The 15454-nt window shown below is 43.5% G+C and carries 11 protein-coding genes; 2 read left to right on the top strand and 9 right to left on the bottom strand.

Translation table 11 applies throughout. From position 1 onward, the window contains the following. From JS40_RS05250 to JS40_RS05240, 3 genes are all read right to left on the bottom strand, one after another. Nucleotides 1-2208: a RelA/SpoT family protein gene (locus JS40_RS05250; RefSeq protein WP_034258921.1), complete on the bottom strand. Its 2208-nt coding sequence runs from the start codon at nt 2206-2208 to the stop codon at nt 1-3. A gap of 81 nt (nt 2209-2289) precedes the next feature. Continuing rightward, on the bottom strand, nt 2290-3525 hold the full coding sequence (locus JS40_RS05245; RefSeq protein WP_034258919.1) for a M48 family metallopeptidase: 1236 nt from the start codon (nt 3523-3525) through the stop codon (nt 2290-2292). Nucleotides 3526-3565: 40 nt separating this feature from the next. Next, complete coding sequence (locus tag JS40_RS05240) at nt 3566-4375, bottom strand: TrmH family RNA methyltransferase (protein ID WP_034258918.1); 810 nt, start codon at nt 4373-4375, stop codon at nt 3566-3568. A gap of 63 nt (nt 4376-4438) precedes the next feature. Between JS40_RS05240 and JS40_RS05235 the strand changes: the two genes are divergently transcribed. Continuing rightward, nucleotides 4439-5350 (top strand): T9SS type A sorting domain-containing protein, encoded by a 912-nt coding sequence (locus JS40_RS05235; protein WP_084677441.1) that lies wholly within the window; start codon nt 4439-4441, stop codon nt 5348-5350. Nucleotides 5351-5362: 12 nt separating this feature from the next. Here the strand turns inward: JS40_RS05235 and JS40_RS05230 are convergent, their stop codons facing one another. Genes JS40_RS05230 through JS40_RS14770 form a run of 3 tightly spaced genes read right to left on the bottom strand, consistent with a single transcriptional unit; the run spans nt 5363 to nt 8698 of the window. Beyond that, nucleotides 5363-6373: a hypothetical protein gene (locus tag JS40_RS05230; protein WP_034258915.1), complete on the bottom strand. Its 1011-nt coding sequence runs from the start codon at nt 6371-6373 to the stop codon at nt 5363-5365. A 17-nt stretch (nt 6374-6390) separates the two neighbouring features. After that, on the bottom strand, nt 6391-7164 hold the full coding sequence (locus JS40_RS05225; protein WP_034258913.1) for a hypothetical protein: 774 nt from the start codon (nt 7162-7164) through the stop codon (nt 6391-6393). Nucleotides 7165-7171: 7 nt separating this feature from the next. After that, on the bottom strand, nt 7172-8698 hold the full coding sequence (locus JS40_RS14770; protein ID WP_051957501.1) for a hypothetical protein: 1527 nt from the start codon (nt 8696-8698) through the stop codon (nt 7172-7174). Nucleotides 8699-8960: 262 nt separating this feature from the next. Between JS40_RS14770 and JS40_RS05215 the strand changes: the two genes are divergently transcribed. Further along, nucleotides 8961-9764, top strand: a complete 804-nt coding sequence (locus tag JS40_RS05215; RefSeq protein ID WP_034258911.1) for a DUF6503 family protein — start codon at nt 8961-8963, stop codon at nt 9762-9764. 48 nt (nt 9765-9812) lie between these two features. On the opposite strand, the gene JS40_RS05210 is transcribed toward JS40_RS05215, so the two are convergent. From JS40_RS05210 to JS40_RS05200, 3 genes are all read right to left on the bottom strand, one after another. Then, entirely contained in the window at nt 9813-11105 is a 1293-nt protein-coding gene (locus tag JS40_RS05210) for an amidohydrolase family protein (RefSeq protein WP_034258909.1), read from the bottom strand. A 6-nt stretch (nt 11106-11111) separates the two neighbouring features. Then, on the bottom strand, nt 11112-14078 hold the full coding sequence (locus JS40_RS05205; protein ID WP_034258908.1) for an amidohydrolase family protein: 2967 nt from the start codon (nt 14076-14078) through the stop codon (nt 11112-11114). 100 nt (nt 14079-14178) lie between these two features. Next, nucleotides 14179-15273 (bottom strand): DUF3810 domain-containing protein, encoded by a 1095-nt coding sequence (locus tag JS40_RS05200; protein ID WP_233273940.1) that lies wholly within the window; start codon nt 15271-15273, stop codon nt 14179-14181. Nucleotides 15274-15454 lie beyond the last annotated feature (181 nt).

Here is a 15454-nt window from a genome sequence, read left to right as displayed (position 1 = left end):
TTATGAGCGTGTAACTTTATCAATTCCGTTTATTTTTTTAATGTTGGCCACCAGGTTCTCAAGAATAGTTTTGTTCTTCACTATGACCACGATCTTACCGGTAAAAACTCCGTCATTACTGTCGAAGTGAACACTTTTCATATTGATGTGGAGGTTGTTGGAGATAACTTTAGTTACTTCGTTCACCAAACCTATTGTATCAATCCCAGTGATGGAAAGTTCGGCTTTGAACTCACGCTGTGTGGAATCGATCCACTTGGCCGGCATGATGCGATAGCTGTAATTGCTTCGAAGCTGCACTGCATTTGGACAATTCTTCTTATGGACTTTTATGCCTTCATTTACGGTCACGAAGCCAAACACGTCGTCTCCGGGAATAGGGTTGCAGCAATTGGACATCTTGTAATCCAATTTTTCTTCCTCTTTTCCAAACACCAGCTGATCGAATTTCTCGGTGATCTCATCTCTGTTTATCTCCTCGAGATTTCCGGGTTTACGAATACGGTTCTTAAAGAAACTTACAAAAGCGTTACTTCTTGAAGCAGCAAAATCCTTTAGTTTTTGATTGTCTATAATACCGGCTCCTACGCGATAGAACAAATCCAGACTGGTCTTAACTTTAAAATATATAACGAGTTGGTTAATGGTCTTTTCGTCGAGTGTTATCTTGAGCGACTTGAGCTTACGGGCCAATACTGCCTTGCCTTCTTCGGCAATTTGTTTTTGCTCTTCTTTTAAGGAAGATTTTATCTTGGAACGGGCACGTCCGGTGGTTGCGTAATCCAGCCAGTTTATGGTTGGTTTGGCTTTTTCGGAGGTCATGATATCCACTTGATCGCCACTCTTCAATTCATGGCTTAAGGGAACTAATTTTCCATTTACCTTAGCACCTCGTGTATGAAGTCCTACCTCGGTATGAATGTGGAAAGCAAAATCCAGAGCGGTCGACCCTTTTGGCAAAGAATAAAGGTCTCCTTTGGGCGAGAAGGCGAAGATCTCTTTAGCATAGAGGTTTAATTTAAATTCTTCTACAAAATCGACGGCATTGATCTCGGCATTTTCTAGGGTATCCTGTAATTTGTTCAACCAATCGTCAAGTCCGCCGTCCTCTTTCTCCTTATTCTTGTACTTGTAATGTGCCGCATATCCTTTTTCGGCGATCTCATTCATACGTTCACTGCGAATTTGTACCTCTACCCACCGACCTTTGGGACCCATTACCGTTATATGGAGGGCCTCGTAACCGGTAGATTTTGGAGAAGAGATCCAATCGCGCAGCCTGCTGGGGTTGGGTCTAAAATGATCTGTGACAATAGAATAGATCTTCCATGCCAGAAATTTTTCAGCTTCTATGGTGTCACTTTTATAGATGATCCTCACCGCAAATTTATCGTAAACCTCGTCAAAGCTCACATTTTGAGACATCATCTTCCTGCGAATGGAAAAGATGGATTTGGGACGCCCCTTGATGGTGTAATCAAGATTTTCTGCATCCAGGGAATCCTTTAGGATCTGAGAAAAGGTATCTATATACTCGTCTTGCTTTTCTTTGCTTTCCCGGATCTTACTGTGGATGTCTTCGTACACTTCCGGCTCGGTGTATTTAAGACCTAGGTCCTCGAGTTCGGTCTTGATATTGTAAAGTCCTATACGATGGGCCATAGGAGCGTAGATGTAGAGTGTTTCCGAAGCGATCTTTGCCTGCTTCTCTGCCGGCATCGACTCCATGGTCTGCATGTTGTGAAGTCTATCGGCTATCTTAATGATGATCACCCTTATATCTTCGTTTAGGGTAAGTAGCATTTTTCTGAAATTCTCTGCCTGAAGCGATACATCCTTGTCATACGGCATGTTCGAGATCTTAGTAAGTCCGTCGACAATGCGCGCCACCGTCTCTCCAAACATTTGTTCGATATCGGCCAGGGTGTACGAAGTATCTTCCACGACGTCATGAAGCAGCGCTGCGACAATAGAAGTGGCATCCAGCCCTATTTCTGAAGCTACAATTTTCGCTACAGCAATGGGGTGGAAGATATACGCTTCTCCCGATTTTCTTCGCTGGTCCTTATGTGCATCTACGGCAACATCAAAAGCCGACCGGATCAACTTTTTATCTTCGGCTGAAAGCGTACGATAACTGATCTTTAATAACTCTTTGTATTGTTTGGCGAGTTCCTTCTTTTCTGCTTCTATCACCTCTTCTGTCATACCTCTAAAGTACAATTTACCAATGGAACAAACAACAAAAGTTATGCCTCAATAATGCCCTTCTGCAAAGGATTTAAACAGTTACTTGCGTTTCAAATTCCGGAAACGCTGTAAGAGAGGTGGGTGGGAATAGTGAGCAAAAACATACGCAGGATGCGGCGTTAAGTTGCTAAGGTTGTTGCGAGATAACTTCTTTAGGCCCGAAATAAGTGGTTGAGCATTATACGTCGCTTTAGCAAAATTGTCGGCTTGAAACTCGAATTTTCGGGAGATGTAATTAAGCAAAAGGCCTATTACTTCGGAAATAGGGGAGTAGAGTACTCCAAAAGCGATCAACCCTATATGAAAGGACGGTGTAGCGACACCCAATGCTTCAGAAAGTAATACACTGTCAACGAACAATGAAAGCAACCAAAATGTAAACCCTGTAGTGACAATCGAAATAATCAAATTGACAATAATATGATTCCGCTTGTAATGCCCTACTTCATGTGCGAGCACGGCTACGATCTCTTCTTCCTCAAGATCTTTCAGCAAGGTGTCGTATAATGTTACTCTTTTTTCTCTTCCGAAGCCTGAAAAATAGGCATTGGCCTTTGTACTTCGCTTGCTGCCGTCAATAACAAAGATCTTATCCAGTTGAAAGCCTACCGTTTGCGCGTAAGCCTCGATCTTGGTGCGGAGCATCCCCGGTTCTAAGGGCGTTTGCTTGTTGAAAACAGGTACAATGAGACGTGCATATAACAGGTTCATGAGGATGGTCACCACAGTTACGATCGCCCAGGCATATATCCAAAAATTAGGCCCCGTCGTTTCATAGAACCATATAATAGCTGCTAGCAGAATTCCTCCCAGTATGGCAAGCATTGCCCAGCCCTTCAGTTTATCGAGGATAAAGGTTTTAAGGGTGGTTGTGTTGAAGCCGTACTTCGCTTCTATGACAAAGGTGTTATAGTAGCTAAAAGGAAGACTTAAAAGATCACCTGCAAGAAGAATACTTCCGAAGAAAATAAGAGCGATCACAATACTGTTTTCACTATAGGAGCGTGCCCATGCATCTACCCAGGCAAAACCGTCCAGAAAGAAAAAAGCAATCGTGATCAATAGTGTGAAGGTGCTGGTAAGAAGCCCGAAGCGATATTTCTCTTTTTTATATTTCTGAGATTTCCGGTAGGTTGCTTGATCGTACACATCTTCCAGTTCTTCCGGAATGGGATCGTTAAAATGCCGTGCGTTTAAATGATCAAGAATTTTGTCAAAGATGAAACTTAACGTTAAAATTCCAATGATGATGTAAAATACTACCTCCGGTGTCATATTTTTAAAAGCTGTTGCTTCAATTAACCAACCACACTCGTCATTTTAAAAAGTTGCGTTGTCGTTTGGCCTCAAAGATAAGGATTCCTGCAGCTACCGATACATTCATCGAATCTATTTCGCCTTCCATTGGAATGATAATATTTTGGTCGCTGTTTGCCAGCCACTCACGGGAGAGACCATCGGACTCGGTTCCTACGACCAGGGCAGCTGCTTGTGTAAAATCGCAGCTATGGTAAGGTTTGGATGCCTGAAGCGCAGCGCAGTATACGCGTATATTCTTATCCTTTAAAAATTGCAGGATCTCTGTAGTACTTCCGGTAGCCACCGGATTGGTGAACAGGCAGCCCACACTACTTCTAATAATATTAGGATTGTAAATGTCGGTTCTGGGATTGGCGATAATCACCGCATCCAAACGTGCTGCATCGGCTGTACGAAGCAACGCCCCAATATTTCCGGGTTTTTCGGTCGCTTCCGCAACGAGAATCAAGGGATGTTTTGATGTAAATGAAAGACGCTCCAAAGATAGAGATCGTGCTTCAGCAATGGCCAGAATGCCTTCAGTAGAGGAGCGATACGCCAGTTTCTGGTATACATCTATCGTGATCTCGATAAATTCGGCCTTACTGTTGGACATTTCCTTGATCACGTAGAGGTCTTCTTCGGAAACGATATCGGAACAGAACAAAACGGTCTTCAGAAAATAACCTCCTTTTATCGCCAGATGAATTTCTCTTTGACCTTCGATAACAAAAAGGCCGGTCTTCTTGCGTTCACGTGACTTCTCGGAAAGCTGAAGGATCTGTTTCACCAACGGATTTTGCAGACTGGAGATTGTTTTTTCCATGATGCAAAGATAGAAAGAGGTTTACTATTTAAATATTATTATCTTTCGAAAAAATTTTTGATTATGAAAAGATGGTTACTCCTCACGCTTGTTGTTTTTAGTTGTCAGTATACCATGGCTCAGGTCACAGCGGGTGTTCCGGACCCGATCATTTTATGTGATGTAAACAATCCGGGTGACGAGACCGAAGTATTCGATCTTACCATTCGAGAGGGGCAAATTATTAATGGACAGAGCAACGTGGTGGTGAGCTATCATCCAACTTCCGGAGATGCGCTAAGTGGTACTAATCCGTATCCCAATCCTATGGCGTTAACCAATATTGCCAATCCACAAGTGGTTTTCGTTCGACTTCAAAGTACGGCAGGACAAGGTTGGGATGTCACAACTCTGGACCTTATCGTTCCATTAATTCCTGTAGTAGCAGCGGTTCCTGATGCTATTTTTTTAAATGAAGGAGATAACGATGGCAGTGCTGTTTTCGATCTTACCATCAATGAGTCACAAGCGTTAGGTTCCCAAGATCCATTCAGGTTCCAGTTTAAATACTACCAGGCTGAAGCGGATGCAATTGCAGATGAGAATCGTATTACAGACCCCGAAAATTTTCAAAATACGGCGAACCCTCAAACGATATTTGTGCGTATGGCGCCGCTGGAAGATCAATGTGATTTTGAGGTATACAGTTTTACTATCGAAACCGATGGGGTTTTGGGTGTTTTGGACATTAGTTTGAGTAATTGCAGTATTTTTCCTAACCCGGCTTCAGAAACGGTCACTATTTCATTTAACCAAATGGTTTCGTCTATTCATGTGGTGCTTTATAATGTATTGGGAGAGAACGTATTCTCTGAAACTGTTTCGGTACAGAAAGGACAAAGTCGTATTGACGTTTCGACATTACCCGAGAACATATACTACTTAACAATTTCTTCCGAAGAACAAACAGTCGTCAAAAAGCTCATTAAGATTTAACTGAATTTTCGCTTACTCCTTACTGTCGGGTTTTAGAACGATCTGTGATGATTTACGGATCCCTAGTCCGGATCTGGCTTCTTTCACGTCCAGTTCGGTTTTTTTGGTATTGAAGTTCGCTTTAAAAAGTAGGGGCGTGCTACCCGGTCTTTTTAATGCCTTGACCTCAAAAGCAAACGTATCACCCTTTTTGGTACCTACCCCTTCCATCATGAGTCGGCCGTTGGTGTTGATAATATGGATGTTATAAGAAGTAGCATCCGTATCCTTACTCACGAGTATGTGGTAGCGTATAAAATGACCTCCGGGACAATAATCGTCCTCAGTGATCTCGGCTATAATACCGTTGGTGTCGTAATCGTACGTATTTTCAATGATCTTTTCATTGAACAATAAACTGAGATCTTTCCCCTGGCAAACCAATTTCTTTGCCTTGGCAGGGGATAAGGGTATTGCGACATGTTCGTCCTGAAGCTCATTTAATATCTTGGTGGCTTTCACTACCGAAAGGCTTTGTTTTTCGATATCCTGGGACTTCATTCCACGAAAACTTTCCATTTTTTCTGCTTCGGAAGGAGGTAGTACGACTTTATTATCACCCAGGCGATAGCTTATCATCGTCTTGGCAAATTTGGCCTTTTCGGCAATTAACTTGTCTGCTTTCTGTTCTTTTAGGAACGTATCGATTTTCTTATAACTGCTTGTATCGCCTTTATATGCCAAAATATGAAGGATACTTCTGGAAACAGATGGATCTACCTTGCCTAAGAAGTTCTCTAGGGTAGCGATCTTTTTTAGTTTACCTCCCAATCGCAATACGGTGTTGCTTTTAATAACAGCCGGTTCTTTCTTGTCTTTTAACACTGTTGTAAGCAGGTCCGTTGGGTCCACGTCTTTTTTGCGGCTCAGCAAATTGAGCGCATTGATGCGTGTTTCGGGTGCAATTTCCTTCGACCGACTTAACGCTATCAACTTGGTCTTAGTCGTCCGACTACTTATTTTTCCTATATCGTTACTATACATGATCTTATGGTTTTTTATTAACAACCCGAATTCATTAAACAATGACTCTTCATATCATTTCCTTGACTATTTGTTAGGTTAACCGAGGTACGCATGTTCCCGCCCGGGACGCTGCCGCTTTGTTGCATCAAGTTATTATTGGTGCTGTTCTTGTGTTTAAGTTTTAGGTAATGGCCAACTTCATGAGCGAACGTTCTTGAGGCCTGTTCGGGACCCCACAGCCCGAACACCGAACCATTCATGCCTTTGTCGTCTTTGTCTTCGCACGGGCCATTGACCGCAGACCTTCCTAAGATAACACCCGTGCCGCTTGGAACGTTCAAAATAATAGGGACAAAGGTGTCGATGCCATCATTATTCACTGTCCACGTGTCTGTGATGTCTTCCATCTCTCCCTTGGTGGTACAATTCTCATGTCCTTGTGCGTCGGCAGTATCGACAGAGAAGTGTAGGATTCTTCCAACGCCCACGCCACGTTGGCGGTAAATGTTACGTATACGATAGATACAGTAATCAATAAGGTGAAAATGATCGTTGGAGGGGAGGCTTGTAGCCGGATTGGTATCCACTACAAATTGATCTGCCCCAATTTTAACGATATTCAAATTTACAAAATCATCATCCAGGTCGTTTGCCAATTGCAGTAAAGAAACAGAAGATGTTGTAGTTCCTGTTAAGCCTTCGTCTGCCGGTACCCGCGAACGTCTAAATCCGAAGAAGTCCCCCAAGACAGAAAAGTTCCCGGTAGTGTCAATGCCGGCGCAGTTTGCCAATGCTCTTATCGATGCCATAATTCTATTATTGAAGGTTTACAAGTATATCTACATAACCTCTTCCGTTTGCGAGAGGCGTCAAGGCTTTGCCAATTATAGTTCCCGGCTTGGCATTATCTTCTGCTTTCATGGCATGTCCTTTCGTGAGCGATGTTGTTAACATATCGCCTACTTCAATAGGAAAATAATCGGCATCTACCTTACAGGACACTTTACCCAACATTGCCACAGGGGACCTGTTCTCACGTTCGGGGTGACGGTCTAGTATCATTCCGGGTTGATAATTACCGGCACCGCTAATCACACCAACCACAGTAGTGTCATATCCCACTGTACAAGGTTTCAGCTTCCCTTTTTTGTCAATGACCACCACCGATCCCGGATCGACGCCCGAAGCGGGTAGTACATCGAAATCTTCAGCAAAATCAGCATTCTTCAAAATGATATCGCCTGTGTCCCCGTTAAGCTCAATAGTTCGCTCTCCATTGGAATTATTGATGAGCAGATCACCGTCATGGCCATTGGCTCCTAGTTCAATATTGCCGTGTTCTCCGTTTAAATGAATGGTTTGCACCCCGTCTGATGATTTCATAAAGATATCTCCATCACGACCGTTTGCCCCAAGGGTGATATTACCTTCCTCGCCATTTAACTGTATGGTTTCTACATCGCCTGCATTCTTAAGACTAATATCTCCGTCGTGTCCTCGTCCCCCCAAACGCAGGTTCCCGTGGTCACCGTTAAGGTGAATGGTATTGACGCCGTCCGAAGCAAAGAGGGTGAGATCTCCATCACTTCCGGCTGCGCCTAAAGAAATATTACCGTTATCCCCGTCCAAGTGAATGGTCTGTACGCTTTTCGAATTTTGAAGGGTTATATCGCCGTCATGTCCCTGTCCTCCCAGCCGCATATTTCCGTGATCACCGTTAATATGCACAGTATTGGTTCCGTCTGACGCATAGAGGGTGATATCCCCGTCGTGTCCTTGCGCTCCCAGAGAGAGATTTCCGTTGTCCCCGTCTAAATGAATGGTTTGCACATTATTTGAATTCTTCAGGAAGATGTCCCCGTCATGTCCCTCTCCTCCCAGTCTCATATTTCCATGATCACCGTTGATGTGAACTGTGTTGGTCCCGTCGGAGGCATAAAGAGTCACATCGCCGTCGTGTCCCTCAGATCCTAAACTAATGTTTCCGTTGGCACCGTCGATGTAAACCGAGTTGACGCCGTCTGTATTCCTAAAATACATACGTCCTGCCGTACCGCTCCGTCCTACATAGCAATTGGCACTACTTCCCGAGAACTTTATTGTCTCTTCATTAGCTGTGTTAGCAATGTTAATGGTTCCGGCTTGATCGGGGCCGCCAATGATAAATGTGCCGTTGCTTGATTGAATGGTACAAATTGTATTTCCGGAGGTATCCTTTATTATAAGGTTCCCGTTCGCTCCTGTAGTTCCAATAATCACTTCGGCAGTATTGCCATCGAGTGAAATAGTTGGTACTTTGTTCGTGTCGTGGATGGTGACTAAACCTTCATGTTCAACAGCCATAATTAAAATTTTTAAGTTAGTATGTTATTTTAAAGATTCGATAGCGCAGTTGGGGATGTTAGTTGCACATTTTAATATTTAGTAAAAGTAAGGTAGGATCTCAATTGATATTCAAGGCATTAGATCCTTTTTAATAGAGGATTTTCCCTGTTTTTTTTAAGGGTTTTCTGAAAAAACACTTATTTGTTAAAGGTTTCTGAAGTTGAAGCGACCAAGCAGTAGGATTTCTTAATTTTATAATGCAACCGAAAAAATTTTAACCATGCGAACGATCAATCTGTTAGTTACAAGTCTTCTGGTTTTTACAGCATGTAAGAACACAGAAAAGGAAACTCCTGTTTCTGAAACAACCCCTATGGAAGAAACTGTCGGGGATACCACAAACCACCCTCAAGTTCTTGCCGCTGTTTTTGAAGCACACGGCGGCTTCGATCGCTGGCAGCAAATGAACAACCTTTGTTTTGAAATGGAAGGTGCAAGCGGTACAGAAACACATACCATTTCATTAAATAACCGATATGTGAAGGTGGAGACCAAAGCCTGGACCATTGGGTACGATGGGAACGATGTTTGGCTCCTTGAAAATAAAGACGATGCTTACAAGGGCAATGCTCGTTTTTATCACAATCTTATGTTCTATTTTTATGCCATGCCCTTCGTACTTGGGGATGAGGGTATTGAATACACACAGATGGAACCCACTACCTTAGATGGTGTGAGTTACGGTACACTCAAGATAGGCTATGAAGCAGGCGTAGGAGATTCTCCGGACGACGAATATATTCTGTACTATCATCCGGAAACTTATAAAATGACATGGCTGGCGTATACCGTCACGTATGGTGAAGGTGAGAAAAGCGATGACTGGCACTTTATAAAATACGATGACTGGCAGACCGTAAATGGTATTGTATTGCCAAAAAAACTAACATGGTACAATGTTGAAAACGGTAAACCCACCGATGAGCGTAGTGATATTACGTTCGATAAGGTCACCCTTACCGAAACAAACCTGGAAGCTTCGGTGTTTGAAAAACCGGATAAAGCTGTAATTGTAGCCCAGTAATAAAAAAAAGCAGCTCACCTAGCTGCTTTTTAATGTTGCATACCAAACTTATTGTCTGGAATACTTTTCTGTGTAGCGTTTCCATAGTTCGGTTTGATGCGTTTCTAAAGAGATCTGCCTTCCATCGATGAATGCATGGGTAAGCTTATTAGTTCTCATATCCAATGCATCTCCTTCAGAAATAAAGAAAGTGGCACTTTTCCCGGGTGCCAGCATTCCGTAGGCATCATCTATTCCCAATATCTTGGCTGTATTAGAAGTGATCAATTGCAAAGCGGTCTCTTTGTCCATGCCTTGTCCCACCAGTTGTCCGGCGTAAAACGGTAGGTTTCTGGTTTGAAAGTTCGCCGCATCCGAATTCTGTATCGCTACCAACAGACCGCCATCGACCAGCAGCTTTGGTAATTTGTACGGGAAATCGTAATCGTCATCTTCCATAAAGGGTAAAGAATGAGTGTGACGCACCAGGACGGCCACATCGTTCTGTTTTAGAAAGGGAATGATCTTGTCTGCTTGATAGCCGCCAACGATTACCACATGTTGAATACCGCTCTCCTTCGCAGTGGAGACGGCATCGATCATTTCTTTCTCTCCATTGGCATAGACATACAGTTTCTGAGTTCCGTCGAACAGACCCTGCATGTTCTTAAAGCCTTCATTTTCATAGGAAGCATCGGTCTTACCATAGGCCTTTGCGTTCGCTATGAATACTTTTAGTTTATTGATATCTTCTTGGTATTCTTTATTAGGGCTCCAACCACGGCCTTCACCCATCCACCAGCGTCCCCGCCGAAAACTGTTGGGCCAGTTAAGGTGTACGCCATCATCTACTTTTACTGCAGCATCTTCCCAGTTCCAGGCATCAAACTGCACCACCGAAGACGTCCCGGAGATCATTCCTCCCTGAGGGGCGATCTGTCCGAGCAATACGCCGTTAGGGCGCATACTTTCCACCACTTTGCTTTCGGCGTTATATGCGATTATGCTTCGAATGTTAGGAATATAATCTCCTAATTCGTCTTGGTCGTCCGTGGCACGAACCGCATCCACCTCTACCAATCCCAAGGATTTTGCAGGAGCGATGAAACCGGGATAAAGGTGTTTTCCCTGAGCGTTAATGACGGTTCCTTTTAATGGACTGCTGGGTCCGCCAACCATAGTGATCTTACCATTTTCGAATGTGATCACACTGTTCTCCATAACAGTTCCATTGCCAAGATGTGCGGTAGCTCCGGTAATCGTGATCGTCTCTTTTTGAGCAGGAGCAGGGGTTTGTTGTGCCGTTGCGATCGTCCCTATACTCAATGCCATTAGCAGGCCTATTTTTTGTAATGTCTTCATGTTCGTTTAGTTTAGGGTTTCACATTCAAATTGGATATTTTCTTTTCGTTGGGGCGGTCGTGTCTTGCCACCACCTTCTTTTTCGGTAAGCATCATCTTTATCAATTTGTTGCGCTCTTCGGCGATCGATTGGCGTTTTGCTTTGTCCCGCTCTATATCGAAATAGACTGTTCCTTCTATGATGGTCTTTTCAGCTTTGGCATAGACCGATAAAGGGTGGTCTGTCCACAATACAAGATCGGCGTCCTTTCCTTCTTTGATACTTCCCACACGGTCATCCAAATGGAGCAATTTAGCAGGGTTAAGCGTGACCATCTTCCAGGCTTCTTCTTCGCTCATTCCACCATACTTCACCGTCTTTGCTGCCTCTTGGTTCAACCTTCGGGACATCTCGGCGTCATCACTGTTGATAGCTACAGTAACTCCTTGGTTGCTCATGATAGCAGCGTTGTAGGGGATGGCATCATTTACTTCAAACTTATACGCCCACCAATCACTAAACGTAGAGCCACCCACACCGTGTTCCTTCATCTTGTCGGCTACCTTATAGCCTTCTAAAATGTGCGTAAAGGTATTCACCCGGAACCCAAATCGTTCGGCAACTTTCATGAGCATATTGATCTCACTTTGAACGTACGAGTGTGAGCTAATAAACCGTTCTCCGTTTAAAATCTCTGCAATGACCTCCATTTCCTCGTCGTACCGAAAGGGTTGCCCGCTTTTCTTTTTTGCATCGTATTCTTTTGCTCTATTGAAATAGTTCACGAACAGCTGTTCCACACCCATACGGGTTTGTGGAAATCGCTCAAAACTTTGCCAGTTGGATTGTTTTACGTTCTCCCCTAAGGCAAATTTTATAAATTTCGGACTGTTATCGTAGATCAGGTCATCGGCACTCTCACCCCATTTCAGTTTAATGATGGCAGAGCGACCGCCTATAGGATTGGCTGAACCATGAAGTATCTGTATGGAAGTCACGCCTCCGGCAAGGTTACGATAGATATCGATATCCTCCGGATCGACAACGTCCTCGATGGTGACTTCTGCCGACGAATTATGTCCTCCTTCGTTAATTGCCAATGCAGCAATATGGGAATGCTCATCGATCACCCCGGCTGTTAGGTGTTTTCCGCTGGCATCGATCACCATGGCACCTCCCGCAGACAGATTTTTACCAATTTTAACGATCTTACCATTTTTCACCAGAACATCTGTATTTTCCAGCACTCCTTCGGCTTCACCGGTCCACACGGTTGCATTTTTGAATAACATGTCTTGTGGACGCGGCTTCGTCTCAAACCCGTAGCCTACATTAGGATACGTGACCGGGACGATCTCCGGAGCTTTATCTTTAGTGTTTTCTTTCTTTTCTTTTTCTTTTGCTTCGGAAGCATCGCCGGTTCTAACAGCTGTAAAGGTGGTTTCATTTCCATTGGGAAGGATTAGCTTGCCCGAAAAAGCGGTTCCTTCCGAAGTGATCAAAGAAGAGGTCATATAGGTCTCATTTGTACTTTCGTCGGTAAATGAAAGGGTAACCCAATTACCCGAGTAGTCCAGTTTTGAAGGGTAGGTCGTTTCACCTAGTTTTACTTCAGATTTCAGTTTTGAAGGTTCTCCCGAGATCACCAACGTAAAGTTCTTTCCGTTTGCAGCTACACTATAAGTTCCACGAATGTCCTTTTGATCCATATCATTGATCACGTTTTTCTGTCCCTGCACCCAGTTCTCGTAGAGCGTGGTTTCTTTATCGAAGATGGGTCCTGACGTAATCAGGAAATTAGCATAGCGTCCTACCTGCAAGGATCCTACCTTATCACTTTGTCCTAAGAGCGACGCAGGAATGGTGGTAAGCGCCTCCAGCGCTTTGGTCTTATCAAGTCCATACTCGAAGGCCTTGTTCAATTTTTCGTTAAATTCTGAAGGTTTTTTAAGTTCGTGTGTGGTAAGTGCATACACAATGCCATTGTCTGAAAGTACTTTCGGGTTCATGGGCTCCTGGTTCCAGGCGCGCATGTCTTCCAAAGAAATATAATTGGCCAGATACGGGTTGCTAACGTCGAAAGCATCGGGGAAGTTCACCGGAATTATATATTTAGAATTGGTAGCTTTAATATCCTCTATAAGCTCATATTCATCACCGCCACCCACAATTACGTAGTTGACGTTGAAGAGGTCGCCTATTTTATCGGCACGCAGGTTATTATCCTTACTCCCTGCTTCGAAGATAGAAACAAGGTTCTTGTTTTCGATCAAGGCCTCCAAAGAGCGATCCTTTGTAGGTGCATTGCCCTTAGAATACCAATCGGCATCGTAATACATTTGTCGTAACAGTGCCATGGATCCCATGAGTGAGCCGGGGTAGGATTGCCGGCTGGTAACACTTTTTTCGAAGGAAAAGAAATTCCCTGAGGCATCTTCCAGGATGCGATTGGCATCCCCCTGAGTATCGTTAAGCGCAACCAGAACTCCGGTTCCACGGGCAATACCGTCCATGATATGAGTATTCACGACACCAAATCCTGCCTTTCGAAACTCGTCGGCATCTTTACTGTCGTACTTGAATTTAGAGATCGCTGCGCTCTCGGGCATAACGTGGTCATTCCAGTAATAGCCTTCCCTGCTTGCTTCGTATTGTGGAGAACGGCCGTTCCCTTCGGCTCTTTTTGGTTTTTCTATTCCGAAACTGGTATATGGATCTATAAAGGAGGGATAGACGTGTTTGCCGTCCAGATCCACAATCACCGAGTTCTTTGGGATCGTAACCGACCGACCGACAGCGACCACCTTACCATTTTGAATCAATAAAGTTCCGTTTTTAATTACCTCTGTGGGCGTTACGTACACGGTTGCATTGGTAAACGCCGTGTAGTTGTTGTTCTTTTCTTTAAGACCATCGTTTTCAGGAAAATAGACCTGAGCTGTAAGCAGTGAGGTAAAGAAGAAAAGTAGTAGAATACATGAGAGTTTTTTCATTTGAAGGATTGTATTTTTAAAAGGTTTTAAATATAGGAAGCTCAACTAAATTACGAAGGACTTCGGTCGGGCTTTTAACATCTTCTTAAGATTTTTAACATTAAAAGGGTTTGTCTTCAAAATAATTCACGACCAGAGCCACCATATAACTATAGCTCATAATTCCCTGCGATTGGTTATTGGCTTTTAAAAATTGATCCCAGAAGCTTTTCGAGAAGGTCTCGAAGGGATTTTGGTAGCTCGCCCAGAACTCCCGCATTTCTTTATAACTTTCTAGAATACCCGGATTTACAGTGAGCAAAATGGTATCGTAGGCATCGATATCCCTTCTTGCGATCTCGTTTATGCAGTAGCGTAGCGCAAAGATATAACCGGCATATTGAATATAGGGATCTTCATTGTGCAGGGTGGCCAAAGTAGCGATGAAATTTGCTTCATTTTCGCGCGCATAACCTATTTGGTGGGCCTCTTCGTGGCAACTCACCACGGGAAACTTATAGGTCTTTATGAGGTTGTTAACTTGTGCCTCTCCCGAAAAAGGATTATAATAACCACTGTAACCCATATAGGTGAGTCCCAAGCTCCAGCCACTTTTTTTGATACTCTTTGGAGAATAAGCAAGATTAGGAAATTCTTTTTCCAGTCGTTTGTAGCCATTTATCGATTTTTCGAACATCTCTTTTTGGGTATACGGCAGCTCGATTTTAACAGTATCGGCATAACCCAGTTCGCGGTGCAATTCATTGGATTTTGCAATGAGCCGCTCTGTAGTTTGTATAAGCTGCTCGGTGGTGTAATCACTGTTGAGCTCTAAGGTGGTGTGTAGCGGAAGTCGGTAATAATTTAACCCCCAGACTATATTAAAGACAAAATAGATGATGGACAGAGTCGCTGTTATATCTACAAAGAACCATACAGGTTCACGCCATAATCTATGGTAATTCTTGTAGATCCACCGTATGGCCAGGACTATTAATAGGATATAAAATACGTCTCCAATGGAAAAAGGAATCCACCCGAAGAGATATCTGGGAATTTTTGATAGGATAGGGTAGATACCCTGACTGTAATACGTCTCCACAAACCGGGGATAATGCCTCAAGATCTGTAAAAAGACAATTTGAAGTGGAAATGCCAAGGCTAAAATGAGTTTGGGATTTCGGAGCGAGAATCTTCCTCTAAACGAATTATTCAATGAGTATCTTTTTTGTAATGAATGTTCCGTGATGTTTAAGACATAAAAAATAAATGCCGGGTGTAAGTTGTGATATGTCGTATTCCCTGTAGTCTGCCTGAACGTAAAACGGAACCTGCAATTGTGGTCCTTATGTATTTGTGAATGTTATATTTTCGACTTGCTGAAAACTCGGCAATAC

The sequence above is a fragment of the Altibacter lentus genome, assembly GCF_000746845.1.
GTDB classification, from domain to species: domain Bacteria; phylum Bacteroidota; class Bacteroidia; order Flavobacteriales; family Flavobacteriaceae; genus Altibacter; species Altibacter lentus.
The sequence above is the reverse complement of the archived record's forward strand: the minus strand, read 5'-3'. Positions and strand labels throughout refer to the sequence as shown.

What these genes read in the sequence shown, in the direction of transcription:
- JS40_RS05250 (WP_034258921.1), bottom strand. Translation starts at nt 2,208, where the DNA reads ATGACAGAAGAGGTGATAGAAGCAGAAAAGAAGGAACTCGCCAAACAA.
- JS40_RS05245 (WP_034258919.1), bottom strand. Translation starts at nt 3,525, where the DNA reads ATGACACCGGAGGTAGTATTTTACATCATCATTGGAATTTTAACGTTA.
- JS40_RS05240 (WP_034258918.1), bottom strand. Translation starts at nt 4,375, where the DNA reads ATGGAAAAAACAATCTCCAGTCTGCAAAATCCGTTGGTGAAACAGATC.
- JS40_RS05235 (WP_084677441.1), top strand. Translation starts at nt 4,439, where the DNA reads ATGAAAAGATGGTTACTCCTCACGCTTGTTGTTTTTAGTTGTCAGTAT.
- JS40_RS05230 (WP_034258915.1), bottom strand. Translation starts at nt 6,373, where the DNA reads ATGTATAGTAACGATATAGGAAAAATAAGTAGTCGGACGACTAAGACC.
- JS40_RS05225 (WP_034258913.1), bottom strand. Translation starts at nt 7,164, where the DNA reads ATGGCATCGATAAGAGCATTGGCAAACTGCGCCGGCATTGACACTACC.
- JS40_RS14770 (WP_051957501.1), bottom strand. Translation starts at nt 8,698, where the DNA reads ATGGCTGTTGAACATGAAGGTTTAGTCACCATCCACGACACGAACAAA.
- JS40_RS05215 (WP_034258911.1), top strand. Translation starts at nt 8,961, where the DNA reads ATGCGAACGATCAATCTGTTAGTTACAAGTCTTCTGGTTTTTACAGCA.
- JS40_RS05210 (WP_034258909.1), bottom strand. Translation starts at nt 11,105, where the DNA reads ATGAAGACATTACAAAAAATAGGCCTGCTAATGGCATTGAGTATAGGG.
- JS40_RS05205 (WP_034258908.1), bottom strand. Translation starts at nt 14,078, where the DNA reads ATGAAAAAACTCTCATGTATTCTACTACTTTTCTTCTTTACCTCACTG.